General features: G+C 66.5%; 14 protein-coding genes and 1 pseudogene. 8 read left to right on the top strand and 7 right to left on the bottom strand.

All coding sequences use genetic code 11. The features are described from left to right. The first annotated feature begins 10 nt into the window (after positions 1-10). From R1L06_RS17230 to R1L06_RS17220, 3 genes are read left to right on the top strand one after another with little or no spacing between them, the layout of a single operon-like run. The gene (locus R1L06_RS17230) at positions 11-856 is read left to right on the top strand and encodes an energy transducer TonB (protein ID WP_317218301.1); all 846 of its coding nucleotides are present in this window, start codon (positions 11-13) and stop codon (positions 854-856) included. Then, positions 856-1,728 (top strand): hypothetical protein, encoded by an 873-nt coding sequence (locus tag R1L06_RS17225; protein WP_317218300.1) that lies wholly within the window; start codon positions 856-858, stop codon positions 1,726-1,728. The genes R1L06_RS17230 and R1L06_RS17225 overlap by 1 nt, the downstream gene beginning before the upstream one ends. 13 nt (positions 1,729-1,741) lie before the next feature. Further along, positions 1,742-2,266 carry a hypothetical protein gene (locus R1L06_RS17220; protein WP_317218299.1) on the top strand — a complete coding sequence of 175 codons (525 nt, stop codon included), beginning with the start codon at positions 1,742-1,744 and terminating at the stop codon, positions 2,264-2,266. 46 nt (positions 2,267-2,312) lie between these two features. On the opposite strand, the gene R1L06_RS17215 is transcribed toward R1L06_RS17220, so the two are convergent. Further along, positions 2,313-4,424 (bottom strand): TonB-dependent receptor family protein, encoded by a 2,112-nt coding sequence (locus R1L06_RS17215; protein WP_317218298.1) that lies wholly within the window; start codon positions 4,422-4,424, stop codon positions 2,313-2,315. A 153-nt stretch (positions 4,425-4,577) separates the two neighbouring features. Continuing rightward, positions 4,578-6,014 (bottom strand): serine hydrolase domain-containing protein, encoded by a 1,437-nt coding sequence (locus R1L06_RS17210; protein ID WP_317218297.1) that lies wholly within the window; start codon positions 6,012-6,014, stop codon positions 4,578-4,580. 78 nt (positions 6,015-6,092) lie between these two features. Here R1L06_RS17210 and R1L06_RS17205 point away from each other — a divergent pair, with 78 nt between their 5' ends. Next, entirely contained in the window at positions 6,093-6,872 is a 780-nt protein-coding gene (locus tag R1L06_RS17205; RefSeq protein ID WP_317218296.1) for a GAD-like domain-containing protein, read from the top strand. A gap of 136 nt (positions 6,873-7,008) precedes the next feature. Here R1L06_RS17205 and hutU read toward each other — a convergent pair whose 3' ends face one another. Genes hutU through hutI form a run of 4 tightly spaced genes read right to left on the bottom strand, consistent with a single transcriptional unit; the run spans position 7,009 to position 12,285 of the window. Continuing rightward, positions 7,009-8,676, bottom strand: coding sequence for a urocanate hydratase (gene hutU / locus R1L06_RS17200; protein ID WP_317218295.1), 1,668 nt, complete (start codon positions 8,674-8,676; stop codon positions 7,009-7,011). Next, a complete protein-coding gene (hutG, locus tag R1L06_RS17195) occupies positions 8,673-9,527 on the bottom strand; it encodes an N-formylglutamate deformylase (RefSeq protein ID WP_317218294.1) in 855 nt (284 codons plus the stop codon). The genes hutU and hutG overlap by 4 nt, the downstream gene beginning before the upstream one ends. Further along, positions 9,524-11,065, bottom strand: coding sequence for a histidine ammonia-lyase (gene hutH / locus R1L06_RS17190; protein ID WP_317218293.1), 1,542 nt, complete (start codon positions 11,063-11,065; stop codon positions 9,524-9,526). Before hutH ends, hutG begins: the two co-directional genes overlap by 4 nt. Beyond that, positions 11,062-12,285 (bottom strand): imidazolonepropionase, encoded by a 1,224-nt coding sequence (gene hutI, locus R1L06_RS17185; protein ID WP_317218292.1) that lies wholly within the window; start codon positions 12,283-12,285, stop codon positions 11,062-11,064. The genes hutH and hutI overlap by 4 nt, the downstream gene beginning before the upstream one ends. Positions 12,286-12,352: 67 nt before the next feature. Here hutI and R1L06_RS17180 point away from each other — a divergent pair, with 67 nt between their 5' ends. The 4 genes from R1L06_RS17180 (at position 12,353) to R1L06_RS17165 (ending at position 15,158) form a co-directional block, all read left to right on the top strand. Next, positions 12,353-13,723, top strand: coding sequence for a formimidoylglutamate deiminase (locus tag R1L06_RS17180; RefSeq protein WP_317218291.1), 1,371 nt, complete (start codon positions 12,353-12,355; stop codon positions 13,721-13,723). Between the two features lie 28 nt (positions 13,724-13,751). Then, positions 13,752-14,480, top strand: a complete 729-nt coding sequence (gene hutC / locus R1L06_RS17175; protein WP_049422110.1) for a histidine utilization transcriptional repressor HutC — start codon at positions 13,752-13,754, stop codon at positions 14,478-14,480. A gap of 94 nt (positions 14,481-14,574) precedes the next feature. Next, entirely contained in the window at positions 14,575-14,757 is a 183-nt protein-coding gene (locus R1L06_RS17170; protein ID WP_080240807.1) for a type II toxin-antitoxin system HicA family toxin, read from the top strand. A 23-nt stretch (positions 14,758-14,780) separates the two neighbouring features. Then, a complete protein-coding gene (locus tag R1L06_RS17165; RefSeq protein ID WP_317218290.1) occupies positions 14,781-15,158 on the top strand; it encodes a type II toxin-antitoxin system HicB family antitoxin in 378 nt (125 codons plus the stop codon). 119 nt (positions 15,159-15,277) lie between these two features. Here the strand turns inward: R1L06_RS17165 and R1L06_RS17160 are convergent. Further along, positions 15,278-15,643: pseudogene (locus R1L06_RS17160) on the bottom strand (restriction endonuclease); the annotation flags it as partial.

Raw genomic sequence — 15,643 nt, 5'->3', positions numbered from 1 at the left:
GAGGAGCTTCATGCGACAGCGCATTGCACGGAAGCGCATCCTGACGACAGCGGTTGTCCTGTTCGTGGCTGCTGGCGCAGCGCTGATGGCCAGCGTGCGCCCGCAGTGGCGGCAGGATGTCAGCCCGCCTCCGATCAATCTGGGAACGGCACGGATGCAGGCCGAGGTGATGGCAGAGCTCATCGACCTGCGACCGACACCGCCAGGAAAGCCGCCAGTACCACCGATTCCAATGAAGGCAGTCTCCTCCCCGATGCTGACCGGCAACAGTGCGTTCGCGACCGCTGAGGTGCCACTGGCAGATGTCGCGCCAGCACACTTCGAGCCGCGCGGCTGGGAACCCGACATGCCATTTGCAGTGATGGAATGGACTGCGCCTTCCTGCGGTGAAGGAGACCCCGTCCCGGTCTGCCACGTTCGTCACAGCGTCGTCGAGTGGCGCGATGATGACAGTGCGGCGTCCTTTCAACTTCAGCAGCATCTGGAGGCGATGCTGCAGGTTGCGAACCGCCGGGCTGTACGCGTACCCGACCTCGCGTTTGAGCTTGCGCATGTGCGAGCGCAACGGATGACGTGGGACGAGCTTCAGCAACGGCGCGCACGCGGCGTCGAGGGATGCACGGGTGGCCCGGGCAATCCGGATCTGGGCGTTGTCTATCTGCAGCGTCCTGTGTTCAGCCTGGACGGGAACTGGGCAATGGCATCGATCGCCTCGGATCTGTGCAGTGGAGGAACGGCGATGCGCGTCCTCTACCTTCTGCACCGCAGCAAGGGCGGATGGGAGCGTGTTCGAGTGGATCCTGTCCGCTATACGAGCTTTGGCCACGGCCTGTGGCCCGCGTTACCGGAGTCGTGATGACAGATACCTCGTTCAAGCCGGACCGTGACTGCCAACAACGGATCGTCTGGCGACGCATTGCGTCGTTGGCGGTGGCGCTGTCGGCTTTGGCTCTCATGGCCGGAGTCTGCAGCCTGCGCCCGAGGTGGCAGCAGGCGATCGGTCCGCCATTGGTCAGCCTGGGAACGGCGCAGATGCAGGCGGAGGCGATGGCGCTGGCGATCCGGCAGAGGCCGCCTTTCTCCCCTCCACCTCGGCCAGAGCCGCAGCCAACACCAGTTCTGCCATCGCCGCTGAGCGAGGTGCCCACCGCACCGCAGACGCCGTCCACGCGCGTCGATCGATGGCGCCCGCAGGAGCAGCCACAGTTGACCGACCCGGTGGGGGAGGACATCTACGTGATGGAGCAGACCTTGCCCTATTGCTGGCCAGGCAGCAGTGCCTCCACCTGCCAGGAGGTGGACGATCTGGTCCTGCCGCTGGACGATTGGTGGCCGCCGGACATCCATGCGCTGCGGTTGCAGCTGCAGGCGGACCTGGTTCCCGCCAATCGCCGTTCCACGCCAGTGCCTGCGGCCGCATTGGCCGGTGCGCAGCGGATGGACAGCGCGGGGCTTCGAGCGCTGCGGGAGCAGGGGTGCGGGGCAACGGTGCATGGGCCGACTCGGACATACGACCACGTCGTCTATCTGACCCGGCCCGTTTTCAGCGTCGATGGGCAGTGGGCTATGATCGCGGTCGCCTGGGATTCGTGTTCCGACGATTTCGTCTACCGGGAGCTTGTCGTACTGCATCGGGAACAAGGACGCTGGATGGCCGAACCCCCGGAACGGGGTCTGGGCGGCGTATGGGACGGCCGCGTACTGCGGCCCTGGACGTATAACCACTGACGAGGAAGAGCGCATGGATGTCGCTGCACGCAGGAACAGGATGTTGTTTCGTTGGATCATGGTGACGCTGCTGGCTGTGTTGTTGCCGTTTGCAGCACTCGCGCAGCCCGCAGCCGGGCAGGCCGACATCACCGAAAATGCCACCACCACCGCTACGGAAGAGGCGCAATGCCGCGCCTGCACTTATGAGCGTATTGGGCCCAAGGTCGATATCGGCCTGGTAGCCCTGATTTCGCTGCTGGTGGTGGGCCTGCTGGTGGCGGTATCCCGCGAATGGGGTACCACCTCGCAGCGCTGGACCTGCCGAACGCTGGCCCTGTTGCTGGTGGGTTTCGGTGTGGCGTTGCTGTGGTGGGCTGGCAGCATCGTCTACCTGGGCTACAACCCGTGGCAGGAAATGGCTGCCCCCGTCGATGGCTCGCTCACATCGACACTGCTCAATACCTCACCGAAGTGGCTGGCGGCGATGGTGCTGATCGGCTTCGCGCCTTCCATCTGGAAACGCAGCGAGCGCCTGCCGGCGTGGCGCATCAGCTGACATTGAAACGGCGGCGCTGGATTACACCCGGCGCCGCCTGCGGTCATCAGTCAAAGCGCAAACGCACACCAGCGTAGATGCCACGGCCTTCGCCCGGCGTCGAGCGGGCAATATCCTTGCCGGCATCGTTGTAGCCCGGCGTGACCGTGGCGGCGTAGTGGCGGTTGCCGATGTTGCGCATCTCCGCCCAGGCCTGCCAGCGGCCACCGGGTGCGTCGTAGCCGATGCGGCTGCCGAAGATCACATGGCTGTCGGCCCAATAGCTGTTGGCGTAGTCCACGGCGATGCGCGAGGCGTATTCGGTATTGAGCGCAGCGTACAGGCCGGACGCGTGATCGAAGCGCAGCTCGGCCTGGTAGGCGTGGCGCGGCAGGCCTGGCAGGCGGTTGCTGCCGAAACGCGCATCGTGGCGATAGCGGAGGTCGCTGAAGGTGTACGCCTGACGCAGCGACAGGCGGCCCGGTGCAGCCTGCCACAGGGTGCTGTCCAATCCGGCTTCGATGCCGCGGTGCACGGTGGGGCTGGCGTTGTTCTCGGCGATGAACAGGTTCGGCACCGGTTGCAGCTCGACGCTCAGCAGTTCGTGGTTCACGTGTGCGTAGTAGCCGGTCAGTGCCCAGCGACCCAGCGCCGCGTCACCGCGCGCGCCCAGTTCCAGCGTGGTGGCCGTCTGGTTCTGCATCGGCACCGGCGTGCGCTGGCGGCCGGTGGACGGGCCATTGCCCGGCCCGAAGTACTGGTTGGAGCCCCAGATCATCGACCACGGGTGCGGTGCTTCCACCGAGCGGCTTAGGTTGCCGAACCACTGGGTCTGGGCGCTGTGCTGCCACGTGAAGCCCAGTCGGGGCGCGTAGTCCCAGTCGTGGTCGCGCAGGCGGCCGCCGCTGCTCGGCCAGGTCACCTGCACATCGCGGCGGGTGTTGATCAGTGCCAGCCCGGTCTGCATGCGCAGGCGGTCGTTGAAGGCCAGGGTGTTGCTGACGTGCAGCGTGCTGTCTGTGCCGTGGTGGCGGAAATCACGCGTGCGCGTGCCGGCGGCATAGCCGTTGCTGGCAAAGCGCAGCGACTCGCGCACATCGGCGTCCAGATCGTGGGTGACGCGCAGGCCGACCGTGGTTTCGCTGTCCAGGCCGAACAGCCGGTGGCGGCGGCGATAGTCCAGCGTGCCGTTGAGGTTGGCGTAGTCCAGCTGCTGGCGGTACAGGCTCTCGTTCAAGTCCATCGGGTACGTGTGATAGACCAGCCCGGCCTGCAGCGAGGAATCCTCATCGATCTGCAGCGTGGTGACGTTGCCCACCCACGTGCTGCCCGGCTGCGGGCGACGCGCATCGATGGCCAGGTTGGCCGCATTCGCGGCACGTGGGTCGTTGCGGATCTGATCGCGGGTCAGGCGACCGGGCGTTTCGTGATTGGTCTCGCGGTAGCGCACGAAGAAGCGCGTCTGCAGATCGGGTGTGATCTGCCAGCCGATGTTGGCCATCGCGCCCTTGCCGTCGCCGCGCGCATGGCGCTGGTAACCGTCGAATTCGGTATCGGTGTAGGCCAGGAAGTAGTCGACATCACCACTGACGCCGCCCCAGCTGATGCCGCGCTTCTGGTAGCCACGGCTGCCGGCTTCGTAGTGCAGCTGCAGGCCCGCCGAATCACGACCGCTGCGGCTGACGTAGTCGATGGCGCCGCCCAGCGCCAAGGCGCCACGCTCGAAACCATTGGCGCCGCGCAGGACTTCCACGCGCGACAACCACAGCGGTTCCAGCAGCTCGTAGGGCGTGCCGCCTGGGCCGGTCAGTGGCAGACCGTCGATCGACACCGCAATGCCCGAGGCGTGCGCGCCCGGGCCACGGTTGATGCCCGAGCCACGGATCGAGATCTTGGTGCCCTCGTTGCCCGGCGACTGCGCGCTGATGCCTGGCTGGTAGGCCAGCACATCGGCGCTGCTGGACAAGCGGCTGTCCCCCTTGGCTACGTCAATCACGTTGCCGGCGCCGGGTACGCGCTTCAGCGCCTCGCGCGCCTGCGCGCTGGCATCGGCGGCAGCGGTGACCTGCACCGCATCCAGCGTGGTGGCCTGCGGGGCCGCAGCGGCGGTGGAGGAGAGGCCAAGAGAAACGGCCAGGAACAACAGCGACGGGGCGGGGCGGTACGACGAGAGCGACATGCGGGAATGCTGTAAACCACGAAAGTGGCGCGCAAGTTAACAGGTCGGCGGCGTCACGTCACCCATCGGCGGCGTATGGCCGCCCGCGCTCCTTGTAGAGTCGAGCTTGCTCGACTGTCTTTCGCTTTCTGTAGAGTCGAGCCTTGCTCGACTCTACAGAGCCGGCTTCGCCAGCCCCTTGGCCTTTGCATACAGCCGATCGGCCGCTTCCTTCTCACCCAGCGCCGCATGGCATTCCGCCAGGCTGTCCCACGCATTTGCCGAATCCGGATACAGCTCGGTGTTGAGCGCGAACACCTTCACTGCCTTGCGTGCCCCGAGGCTTTCGCGGATCGCGTAACCATCGGCATTGATCGCGCGTTCCAATTCACTGGCAGCAACCTTGTTGCTGTCGCGCAGCCAGCGATGCACTGCTTCGGCCGAGCCGGCGCTGTCATCCAGCGCATACGCGATCAGTCGCTCGGACAACGCCGCATGCGGAAACTCCTCGGGTGCGGCCACCGCCATCGTGCTCTCGACCAGCGTGCTCGACCAGACATTGCGGGTGCTGCCGTTGGTCAGGTACACGAACACCCAGTAGCCGTTGGCCAGCGTGCCCTTGTAGGCCAGCCGCGCACGTACACGGGTGCCGCCATCGTGGCCGACCTGGGTGTAGCCGTCGCTGCGGGTGGTGTCCCAACCGGTGGAGAAGAAATTGCCGCCGCCGCCGCTCAGCTTCTGCGGCTGCCAGAGCGTTTCCAGCGTGGACGTGCGCAGCAGCTTGCCGGTCGCCAGCGCCTGCAGGAATCGGTTCATGTCGCCCACGGTGGTCTGCAGGTCGGCGTGGCCCCAACCGTAGTCCGGCCAGGGGTCTTCGTTTGCTGGTTGCAGCTGACCGTCCTTGCCGATGTACGGCACCGCTGCGCGCTGCGGCGGCACGCTGGCTGCTCCCCATGAAGTGCGGGTCATCTTCAGCGGCTGCAGGATGCGTTCGCGTGCGATGGCCGGGTAGGGCTTGCGGCAGTGCGCTTCCAGCAACGCCGTCAGTACCAGGTAGTTGGCCTGGGTGTACTGCACGCGGCTGCCGGTGGCGAACTGCATCGGTGCCGCGCCGGCCACCTTCAGTGCAGCGCCAAGGTTAGGCGCCACACCGGGGTAGCCCTTGCTCACCCAGCGGTTGTCCACGCGATCGTAGTACTCGCCGATGCCGGAGCTGTGGTTGAGGAAATCGCGTACGTGAATCGCCTGCCATGCCGTCGGTAGGTCCGGAACATAACGGCTGGCCGGTGCGTCCAGATCCACCTTGCCCTGGTCGACCAGCTGCATCACCAGTGTGCTGGTCAGCAGCTTGGCCATGGATTGCGCGGCGAAGATGGTATCGACAGTGGCCGGTGCATGCGTGGCCGGGTCGCGCTCGCCGCTGGCGCCCTGGTAGAGCACTTGGCCATTGTGTGCGACCAGTACCGCCTGGCCGGCGATGCCGTAGCGCTCGCGGTTGGCCTGCAGTTGGGTGTCGAGCTGAGCAGAGAGAGTGCCGGGAGCGCCACGTGCAGAAGCGATCGGAACGGCGAAGAGGGCACAGAGCAATGCGGCAGCAAGGGTGCGGTACATCGCGGTGTTCCATCAGCGGTGATGGCGCATGTTGGCCAGCGGCCGGCACCGGGTCAAGCGGGGCTGGCGGCAATGTGAATGAATGAATTTCCAATGGTCTGTCGTAAACAGCTCTTAGAATCTGATGAAGCACCAGATATAAGAGCGGCTCAGTCCACGCCGACGAAACAGTCCAAGATGGGAGGGACAATGGAAGATGATGAAGATTTCGCGCTCTTCATCGAGAGCTTCGGTGAGGCAACTGAACACGATCCGGTGCCAGAGACCGCGTTCTCCAAGTGGGCGGGCATCTTGCCTGAATCGCTCTTGAGCTATTGGCGTCGGGATGGATGGGCGAACTATGGCAATGGACGGCTGTGGACGGTGAATCCCGAGGACTACGAAGGCCTGATGCACATGTGGTTGTCTGGTACGCCATTTCCCCTGATCGATACCTACCATGTGTTTGCCAGAAGCGGGTTTGGACGGCTCTACCTGTGCGGCGAAGCATCAGGCGCTGGCGTGAGCATCGATCCGATCCGCAGTGAAGTATTTGCTCTTCAGAACTGTTTGAGAACCAAGTCTCTCGCACGGCAGGAGGGTGGCATCAAGGCATTTTTCGCTTGCGCGGAGCTTGACGACTTTGATCTGATGGATGGGGCCGAAGAGCTGCCTTTCGACAGGGTTGTGAGCACTTGCGGGCACTTGATGGCGGATGAGATGTATGGCTTTGAGCCAGCGCTGGTTTGCGGCGGCGAAGTAGCCATTGGCAATCTGCGCAGGTTCAAGCTTCAGCCGCACCTGCACATGCTGAGGGAGTTCGCCGCGCCTGCGTTTCCACGCTATGCGAACAATGTGAAGCCGCTGGCCCGGAAGTGATCCGAAGGACCCAATCATGTAGAGCCGAGCCCATCTCGGCTGCCTTCCCTGGAAGCATTGAGCCGAGCATGGCTCGGCTCTACAGGTGCCTTCCGGTAGTGGGGGGGGTGCCGGCCGCTGGCCGCCACCCCTGCGATCAGCCAAGGATGCCCGGCAGATCCAGCCTCTTTTCCTTCGCGCAGTCGATCGCGATTTCATAGCCTGCATCGGCATGGCGCATCACGCCTGTGGCCGGGTCGTTCCACAGCACGCGGCCAATCCGCTTGGCCGCGGCCTCGGTACCGTCGCAGACGATCACCATGCCGGCGTGCTGCGAGAAGCCCATGCCGACGCCGCCACCGTGGTGCAGCGAGACCCAGGTCGCGCCACTGGCGGTGTTGAGCAGAGCGTTCAGTAGCGGCCAGTCGGACACGGCATCGGAGCCGTCGGCCATTGCCTCGGTCTCGCGGTTCGGCGACGCCACGCTGCCGCTGTCCAGGTGGTCACGGCCGATCACCACGGGTGCCTTCAGTTCGCCGTTGGCCACCATTTCGTTGAAGGCCAGGCCGAGGCGATCACGGTCACCCAGGCCGACCCAGCAGATGCGCGCCGGCAGGCCCTGGAACTTGATCTTCTCTGCGGCCATGTCCAGCCAGCGGTGCAGGTGCGGGTTGTCCGGAATCAGTTCCTTCACCTTGGCGTCGGTCTTGGCGATGTCTTCCGGATCGCCGCTCAGTGCGGCCCAGCGGAACGGGCCGATGCCGCGGCAGAACAGCGGGCGGATGTAGGCCGGCACGAAACCGGGGAAGTCGAAGGCATTGGCCACGCCTTCCTCCAGTGCCATCTGCCGCAGGTTGTTGCCGTAGTCCACGGTCGGCACGCCCAGCGCGTGGAAGCCAAGCATGGCGCGGATGTGGTTGGCCATCGACGCGCGCGCGGCTTTCTCCACTTCCTTGGGCGCGGAGACACGTTTCTCATCCCACTGCTCGACCGTCCAGCCCTGCGGCAAGTAGCCGTTCACCGGGTCGTGCGCGGAGGTCTGGTCGGTCAGCAGGTCCGGCTTCACGCCGCGCTTGAGCAGTTCAGCCAGTACATCGGCGACATTGCCGAGCAGGCCCACCGACTTCGGCGTACCGGCCTTGCACGATTCGTCGATCAGGCGCAGCGCTTCGTCCAGATTGTCGGTCCAGGTGTCGAGGTAGCCGGTGCGCAGTCGCATGTCGATGCTGCTCTTGCGGCATTCGACGGCCAGGCAGGAGGCGCCGGCCATCACGGCAGCCAGCGGCTGTGCGCCACCCATGCCACCGAGGCCACCGGTGAACAGCCACTTGCCGGTCAGGTCGCCACCGAAATGCTGGCGGCCCATCTCCACGAAGGTCTCGTAGGTGCCCTGCACGATGCCCTGCGCGCCGATGTAGATCCAGCTGCCGGCAGTCATCTGGCCGTACATGGCCAGGCCCTTTTTATCCAGCTCGTTGAAGTGGTCCCAGTTGGCCCAGCGCGGCACCAGGTTGGAATTGGCGATCAGCACGCGCGGCGCATCGACGTGGGTGCGGAACACGCCCACCGGCTTGCCCGACTGCACCAGCAGGGTCTGGTCGTCGTCCAGGCGCTTGAGCGTCTCGACGATGGCATCAAAACTCTCCCAGTCGCGCGCGGCGCGGCCGATGCCGCCATACACCACCAGTTCCTGCGGCCGTTCGGCCACGTCCGGGTGCAGGTTGTTCATCAGCATGCGCAGTGGCGCTTCGGTCAGCCAGCTCTTGGCGTTCAGCGTGGTGCCGGTCGGCGCGGCAATGGTGCGGGACGGGTCGTTGCGGGTCATGCGGCGCTCCGGTTCGTAGCGAATTCAAGGCAGGCATTGAGCACCTGCGCCAGGGTGTGGCGCAGCGGTGCGGCGTGGTCGGGGTCGAGCGGGGTGGGCCAGCTGTGTTCGTCCACCTGGTCCGGCAGGGGTTCGTGCATGTAGCCGCGGCAGGCCAGTTCCATCTGCAGGCTGTGCACGCCGCCGGCGACGTTGCTGTAGTGGCGGGTGATCCAGCCGCCCTTGAAGCGGCCGTTACGCACCTGGCTCATGCCACTGATCTTCAGCAGGTTCTCCACCACATCGCTCAACGCGTTGTCGCAGGAGGTGTCCGGCGCGCCGGAGGGGCCGGCGGTACCGAGATTGAACTGCGGCAGTTCACCGTCGAACAGGTGCGGGATATGCGAGCGGATCGAGTGCGCGTCATACACCACGACAGTGCCGAACTTCGCGCGCAGGCGCGTGATCTGTGCGGCCAGGACATCGTGGTAGGGCAGGAAATACGTGTCGCGGCGGCGCGCAATTTCCACGTCATCCGGTTCCCGGCCCGCGTGGTACAGCGGCTGGTTGTCGAAGGTGGTCAGCGGGCACAGGCCGGTGGTGTTCTGGCCTGGGTACAGCGACACACCGCTGGGATCACGATTGAGATCAATCACCGAACGTGAGATCGCCGAGCGCACCGTGGTCGCGCCCATGCCGCGCACGAAGTCGTACAGTTCGTGCACCCACCAGTCGGCATCGCGGCGGGCCAGCCACGGTGAGTGGTAGTCGCCGATCAGGTCGTGCGGCAGTTCGCTGCCCGTATGCGGGAAGCTGACGATCAACGGGGCATCGCCTTCGTGCACCGTCAGCCATTCGGGAAGGGCACTCATGCCTGCGGTTCCACGGTTGGCAGAAGCCCGGCCAAGCCCTGCGCCAGCGCGCCACTGCGCACCAGGTTGGTGGCGGTCACCATGTCCGGGTGGAAGTAGCGGTCTTCTTCCAGCGTCGGCACCTGTGCACGCAGGGTGGCGCGCACGGCTTCCAGCGCGGTGCTGGAGCGCAGCGGCGCGTGGAAGTCGCAGCCCTGCGCGGCGGCCAGCAGCTCGATGCCGATCACGTTGGCGGCGTTCTCGGCCATCTGCATCAGGCGGCGCGCACCGTGTGCGGCCATCGACACATGGTCTTCCTGATTGGCCGAGGTCGGGATCGAATCGACGCTGGCCGGGTAGGCGCGCTGCTTGTTTTCCGAGACCAGCGCGGCGGCGGTCACCTGCGGAATCATGAAGCCGGAATTCAGGCCCGGGCGTGGGGTCAGGAACGCCGGCAGGCCGGACAGCGCCGGGTCGACCAGCATCGCCAGGCGGCGCTCGCTGATCGAACCGATCTCGCACACCGCCATCGCCAGCATGTCGGCGGCGAAGGCGACCGGCTCGGCGTGGAAGTTGCCGCCGGACAGTGCTTCGCCGGTGTCGGTGAACACCAGCGGATTGTCGGACACGCCGTTGGCTTCGATTTCCAGCGTGGTCGCGGCCTGGCGCAGGATGTCCAGCGCTGCGCCCATCACCTGCGGCTGGCAGCGCAGGCAGTACGGATCCTGCACGCGCACGTCGTTGTCACGATGCGATTCGCGGATGTCCGAGCCCTGCATCAACGTGCGCAGGGTGGCGGCCGTGGCGATCTGCCCGCGCTGGCCGCGGATGGCATGGATGCGCGGGTCGAACGGGGTATCCGAGCCCTTGGCCGCTTCCACCGACAGCGCGCCGGTGACCAACGCGGCCTGGAACACGGTTTCGATCTCGAACAGGCCGGCCAGCGCATAGGCGGTGGAGAACTGGGTGCCGTTGAGCAGGGCCAGGCCTTCCTTCGCGCCCAGCTCGATCGGTTGCAGGCCGACACGTGCCAGTGCGTCGACCGCCGGTAGGCGTTCGTCACCGATGAAGGCTTCGCCGACGCCCAGCATCACGCTGGCCAGGTGCGAGAGCGGCGCCAGGTCACCCGAGGCACCCACCGAGCCCTGTGCGGGCACCACCGGCAGCACGCCCTTGACCAGCATTGCTTCCAGCAGCAGCAGGGTTTCCTCGCTGATGCCCGAAGCACCCTGCGCCAGGCTGACCAGCTTCAGCGCCATCATCAGGCGCACCACGCTGGCGGGCATCGGCTCGCCAACACCGGCAGCGTGCGAGAGCACGATGTTCCGCTGCAGGGTGGCCAGGTCTTCGCGCTCGATGCGCACGCTGGCCAGCTTGCCGAAGCCGGTGTTGATGCCATAGACCGGCGCGCCCTTGGCGACGATGGCGGCGACGGCCGCCGCACTGGCGCGCACCACCGGCAGCGCGGCCGGGTCCAGTGCAAGCGGCGCACCGCGATAGGCCTGCCGCCACTGGGCGAGGGTGACATGGCCGGGGCGAAGAACCAGGGTGTTGCTCATGTGTTGCTCCAGGAGGCAGGCAGGTCGGGCTGTCCGCGCACCACGCGCGCGTGCAGCGGGTTGAATCCAATGCGATAGACCAGATCGGCGGGGGCGTCGATGTCCCAGATCGCCAGGTCGCAGTCCAGGCCCACGGCCAGGCGGCCGATTCGGTCGCCACGGCCCAATGCGCGCGCCGCCTCACGGGTGAAGCCGGCGATGCATTCGTCCACGGTCAGGCGGAACAGGGTCGCGCCCATGTTCATCGCCAGCAGCGGGCTGGTCAGTGGCGAGGTACCGGGGTTGCTGTCGGTGGCCAGCGCCAACGGCACGCCGGCCGCACGCAGCGCCGCGATCGGTGGCAGGGTGGTATCGCGGGTGAAATAGAAGGCGCCGGGCAGCAGCACCGCCACGGTACCCGCCGCGGCCATTGCGGCGATGCCGGCATCGTCCAGGTGTTCGATATGGTCGGCCGAGAGTGCACCGAAGCTGGCGGCCAGTTCGGCGCCATGCTGGTTGCTCAGCTGCTCGGCGTGGATCTTGATCGCCAGTCCGTGTGTGTGCGCGGCTTCGAAAACCTGCCGTGCCTGCGCCGGCGAGAAGGCGATGTTCTCGCAGAACACATCCACTGCTTCGGCCAGGCCTTCGGCGGCGATGGCCGGGATCATCACATTGCACACCTCGTCGGTGTACTCCTGTGCTTCACGGCCCGGCGGAATCGCGTGTGCGCCGAGGAAGGTGGTCACCACGTTGACCCGGCATTCCTCGCCCAGCGCACGCGCCACCTGCAGCTGCTTGCGTTCGTCGGGCAGGGTCAGGCCGTAGCCGGACTTGATCTCGAGGGTGGTCACGCCCTCGGCGCGCATTGCCAGCAGGCGCGGCCGGCTTTCGCGGGCCAGCTGTTCCGGCGTGGCGGCGCGGGTGGCGCGCACGGTGGAGACGATGCCGCCGCCGGCACGGGCGATGTCGGCATAGCTGACGCCCTGCAGGCGCTGCTCGAATTCGTTGGCGCGGTTGCCGGCGTAGACCAGGTGGGTGTGGCAGTCGATCAGGCCGGGCGAAATCCAGCGGCCTTCGCCGTCGATTCGGGTGGTCGGCTGCAGGTGGGCATCGCTGCCGGCCGCGCCGACATGGACGATGCGGCCGTTGGCACAGGCCAGTACGCCATCGCGGATGACACCCAGCCCCTCGCCATCGAGGGTGATCAGGTGAACGTTGGACCAGAGGGTATCGACGTGCATGGCATCCACAACGCGGCTGTGCTTATATGTCTATACAATATAGGCGTCCATTTCGGGTTGTCCAGCCATGTCCGATTCGCGTTCCCCGCACAGTTTCCATGCCGCCCACGCCCTGCTGGTCGAGGGTTGGGCCCGCGATGTCCGCCTGCAGGTGCAGGACGGTCGCATCACGGCGATCAGTACGGGGCAGGGCGCGCAGGCGGGTGACACCCGCGTCGGCATCCTGGTGCCGGGCCTTCCCAATCTGCACAGCCATGCCTTCCAGCGCGGCATGGCCGGGCTGACCGAGATCGGCGGCGGCGACGGTGACAGCTTCTGGAGCTGGCGCGAGCTGATGTACCGCTTCCTGGCCCATCTGCGCCCGGACGCGGTGCAGGCCATCGCCGCCCAGGCCTACATGGAAATGCTGGAAAGCGGCTTCACCCGCGTCGGCGAATTCCATTACCTGCACCATGATGCTGACGGCCGGCCGTATGCCAACCGTGCCGAGATGAGCGCGCGGATTGCGGCGGCGGCCGACCAGACCGGCATCGGGCTGACCCTGCTGCCGGTGTTCTATGCGCATGCCGATTTCGGCGGAGCGGCACCGAACCCCGCGCAGCGACGCCTGATCCACGACGTGGACGGCTTCGCGCAGCTGCTGGACGCCGCGAAGCCGTCTTTGGCCGCGCTGCCCGATGCGGTGCTCGGCATTGCCCCGCACAGCCTGCGTGCAGTCACCGGCGAGGAATTGAGTGCTTTGCTGCCGCTGACCGACGGCCCGGTGCACATCCATATCGCCGAGCAGGTACGTGAAGTCGAGGCCTGCCTGGCCTGGAGCGGCCAGCGCCCGGTGCAGTGGCTGTACGACCATGCGCCGGTGGATGCGCGCTGGTGCCTAGTGCATGCCACCCACATCACCGACGATGAGCGCGCCGCCATCGTGGCCAGCCAGGCGGTGGCCGGCCTGTGCCCGATCACCGAGGCCAATCTGGGCGATGGCCTGTTCCCGATGCAGGCGTTCGCGCGCGAGGGTGGGCGCTTCGGTGTCGGCTCCGATTCCAATGTGCTGATCGACGCGGCCGAAGAACTGCGCCTGCTTGAGTACGGTCAGCGCCTGACCCTGCGCGGGCGCAATGTGCTGGCCCCGGATGCCACCCGCAGCACCGGCCGCTTCCTGTTCGAGGGAGCACTGCACGGTGGCGCGCAGGCACTGGGCGTGGCCGCCGGCCTGCAGGTCGGCGTCAGTGCTGACCTGGTCGAGCTGGATGCCGCACACCCCGCGCTACAGGCGCGGCAGGACGACGCATGGCTTGACAGCTGGGTGTTCGCCGCACGTAATGGCGCGCTGCGATCGGTCTGGCGCCATGGCCGCCAGTGCGTGGCCGACGGCCGCCACCTGCAACGCGAGGCGATCACCAGAGCCTTCGCTGCCGCCCTGCGCGGCGTGCTGGGCTGATCGCCTCCCGCCACCGAGACCCCATTACGTGAAGGCCAGCAAGTCCGCCACGCTCAACCAGCGTATCCGCAGCGATCTGGAAAGCCGCATCCTCAGCGGAGAGTGGGCGCCGGGCTTCCGTATTCCGTACGAGCACGAGCTGATGGAGCAGTACGGCTGCTCACGGATGACGGTGAACAAGGTGCTGACCGCGCTGGCCGAGAGCGGCATGATCGAGCGTCGCCGCCGCGCTGGTTCGTTCGTGGCGCGGCAGCCCCCGCACCTGGAGCAGGTGGCGCTGGAGATTCCCGATATCGCGATGGAAGTGGGTTCGCGTGGCCATCAGTACGCGTATCGTCTGCTGCAGCGCGACCTGCGCCTTGCAGATGCCGGCAATGCCGGTGAAGTCGAGCTGGCCGGCAGCGAAATGCTGCTGGCGATGCGCTGCCTGCACCTGGCCGACGGCCGCCCGCTGGCGCTGGAGCATCGTCTGATCAGCCCGGTGGGCGTGCCGGAGGTGCTGGAGGTCGACTTCAGTACCACCGCGCCGGGCAGCTGGCTGCTGCAGAACGTGTCCTGGACCCGTGCCCAGCACCGCATCAGCGCCTGGGGCGCGGATACCGCCACCGCCAAGCTGCTGGACGTGAAGCCCGGTACCGCCTGCCTGGTGATCGAGCGCCTGACCTGGCGCGGCGAGCAGCCGATCACTCGTGTGCGCCAGGTGTTCCTGGGGGATGCCTGGGATCTGGTGGCGCGCTTCGCGCCGGGCGCGCGATAGGGATTCCATCCACGCATGGCGTGGATCTACTGGGCCGAAACGACTGTCGCCTTGAACTCTGTCGGGGCGTGTGTACGATGTGTATCGTCCCTGCATGAAGAGCAGGGACCTCATCCGGGATCTGGAAGCGGCAGGTTGGATCTGTCGCCGGATCCGCGGGTCCCATCATGTATTCGTGCACCCGCAGCACCCTCACATCATCACCGTTCCTCACCCAAGGAAGGATCTGGGGAAAGGGCTGGTGCAGGCGTTGCGGAAGCTCGCAGGACTGACGTAGGAGGGCCCATGCGATATCCAGTCTTGATCGAGGCAGGCGATGAGCGCACCGCGTGGGGTGTGGTCGTTCCAGATCTGCCGGGGTGCTTCTCGGCGGCCGATACGCTTGATGATGCGCTCAGCGCTGCCGAGGAAGCTGCACTCGCCTGGATTGATGCGGCCCTGGATGAGGGGCGTTCGATTCCGACACCTTCCGCGCCGCAGAAGATCGCCGACGAGGCATCCAAGGACATCCGTTGGATTCTTGCGTACATCTGCATTGATCCGGCTCTGCTGGACGATACCATCGAGCGGGTCAATATCAGCCTGCCACGCCGGATCCTGGCGAGGCTGGATGCGCAGGCCAGAGCGGCGGGTGAATCGCGCTCCAGTTACATCGCCCATCTCGCGGCATTGGGCTGAGCAGGCGCCATGTAGAGCCGAGCCATGCTCGGCTGCTGTTGGCGCGATGCGCGATGAGTCGAGCGTGGCTCGACTCTACAAGGGCATCCATGCATGGCGTCGATCTACGGACACCCCAATCAATACGTGGCGCACTGCCGCCAGCGCACCGGCTCATCCACGCCGGGGCGGGCGTTGAGCTGGATGCGCACGTTGCGCAGGGCGGGGTAGTGCAGCACTTCCTCGCAGACCTGCGGCCAGACCGCGTCCAGCTCGCCCGTGCGGTTGATCGCCAGCGTCTGCCGGGTCAGCCAGACCCCGCTGGCGATACCGGGCTTGCCGGCCAAGGCACGGGACAGATCGGCCTGGAAGCGCTCCAGCGTGGCGGCATCAGGGTTGGGGTTGCTGCGCGCGTCGGCTGAGGGCGCGGCCGGTGCAGGCGCAGCGGCCGGCGGCGTGGTGGCCGGCGGCGTGGTGGCGGGGGCCGGCGCCGGTTCGGGCGCCGC

Source organism: Stenotrophomonas mexicanensis (assembly GCF_032911605.1).
Taxonomy (GTDB): domain Bacteria; phylum Pseudomonadota; class Gammaproteobacteria; order Xanthomonadales; family Xanthomonadaceae; genus Stenotrophomonas; species Stenotrophomonas maltophilia_A.
The sequence above is the reverse complement of the archived record's forward strand: the minus strand, read 5'-3'. Positions and strand labels throughout refer to the sequence as shown.

Bases quoted from the DNA above. Each gene is read 5' to 3' on its own strand.
- R1L06_RS17215 (WP_317218298.1), bottom strand. From the start codon at position 4,424: ATGTCGCTCTCGTCGTACCGCCCCGCCCCGTCGCTGTTGTTCCTGGCC.
- R1L06_RS17205 (WP_317218296.1), top strand. From the start codon at position 6,093: ATGAATGAATTTCCAATGGTCTGTCGTAAACAGCTCTTAGAATCTGAT.
- R1L06_RS17220 (WP_317218299.1), top strand. From the start codon at position 1,742: ATGGATGTCGCTGCACGCAGGAACAGGATGTTGTTTCGTTGGATCATG.
- R1L06_RS17210 (WP_317218297.1), bottom strand. From the start codon at position 6,014: ATGTACCGCACCCTTGCTGCCGCATTGCTCTGTGCCCTCTTCGCCGTT.
- hutU (WP_317218295.1), bottom strand. From the start codon at position 8,676: ATGACCCGCAACGACCCGTCCCGCACCATTGCCGCGCCGACCGGCACC.
- R1L06_RS17170 (WP_080240807.1), top strand. From the start codon at position 14,575: ATGAAGAGCAGGGACCTCATCCGGGATCTGGAAGCGGCAGGTTGGATC.
- hutH (WP_317218293.1), bottom strand. From the start codon at position 11,065: ATGAGCAACACCCTGGTTCTTCGCCCCGGCCATGTCACCCTCGCCCAG.
- R1L06_RS17230 (WP_317218301.1), top strand. From the start codon at position 11: ATGCGACAGCGCATTGCACGGAAGCGCATCCTGACGACAGCGGTTGTC.
- hutG (WP_317218294.1), bottom strand. From the start codon at position 9,527: ATGAGTGCCCTTCCCGAATGGCTGACGGTGCACGAAGGCGATGCCCCG.
- hutI (WP_317218292.1), bottom strand. From the start codon at position 12,285: ATGCACGTCGATACCCTCTGGTCCAACGTTCACCTGATCACCCTCGAT.
- R1L06_RS17225 (WP_317218300.1), top strand. From the start codon at position 856: ATGACAGATACCTCGTTCAAGCCGGACCGTGACTGCCAACAACGGATC.
- R1L06_RS17180 (WP_317218291.1), top strand. From the start codon at position 12,353: ATGTCCGATTCGCGTTCCCCGCACAGTTTCCATGCCGCCCACGCCCTG.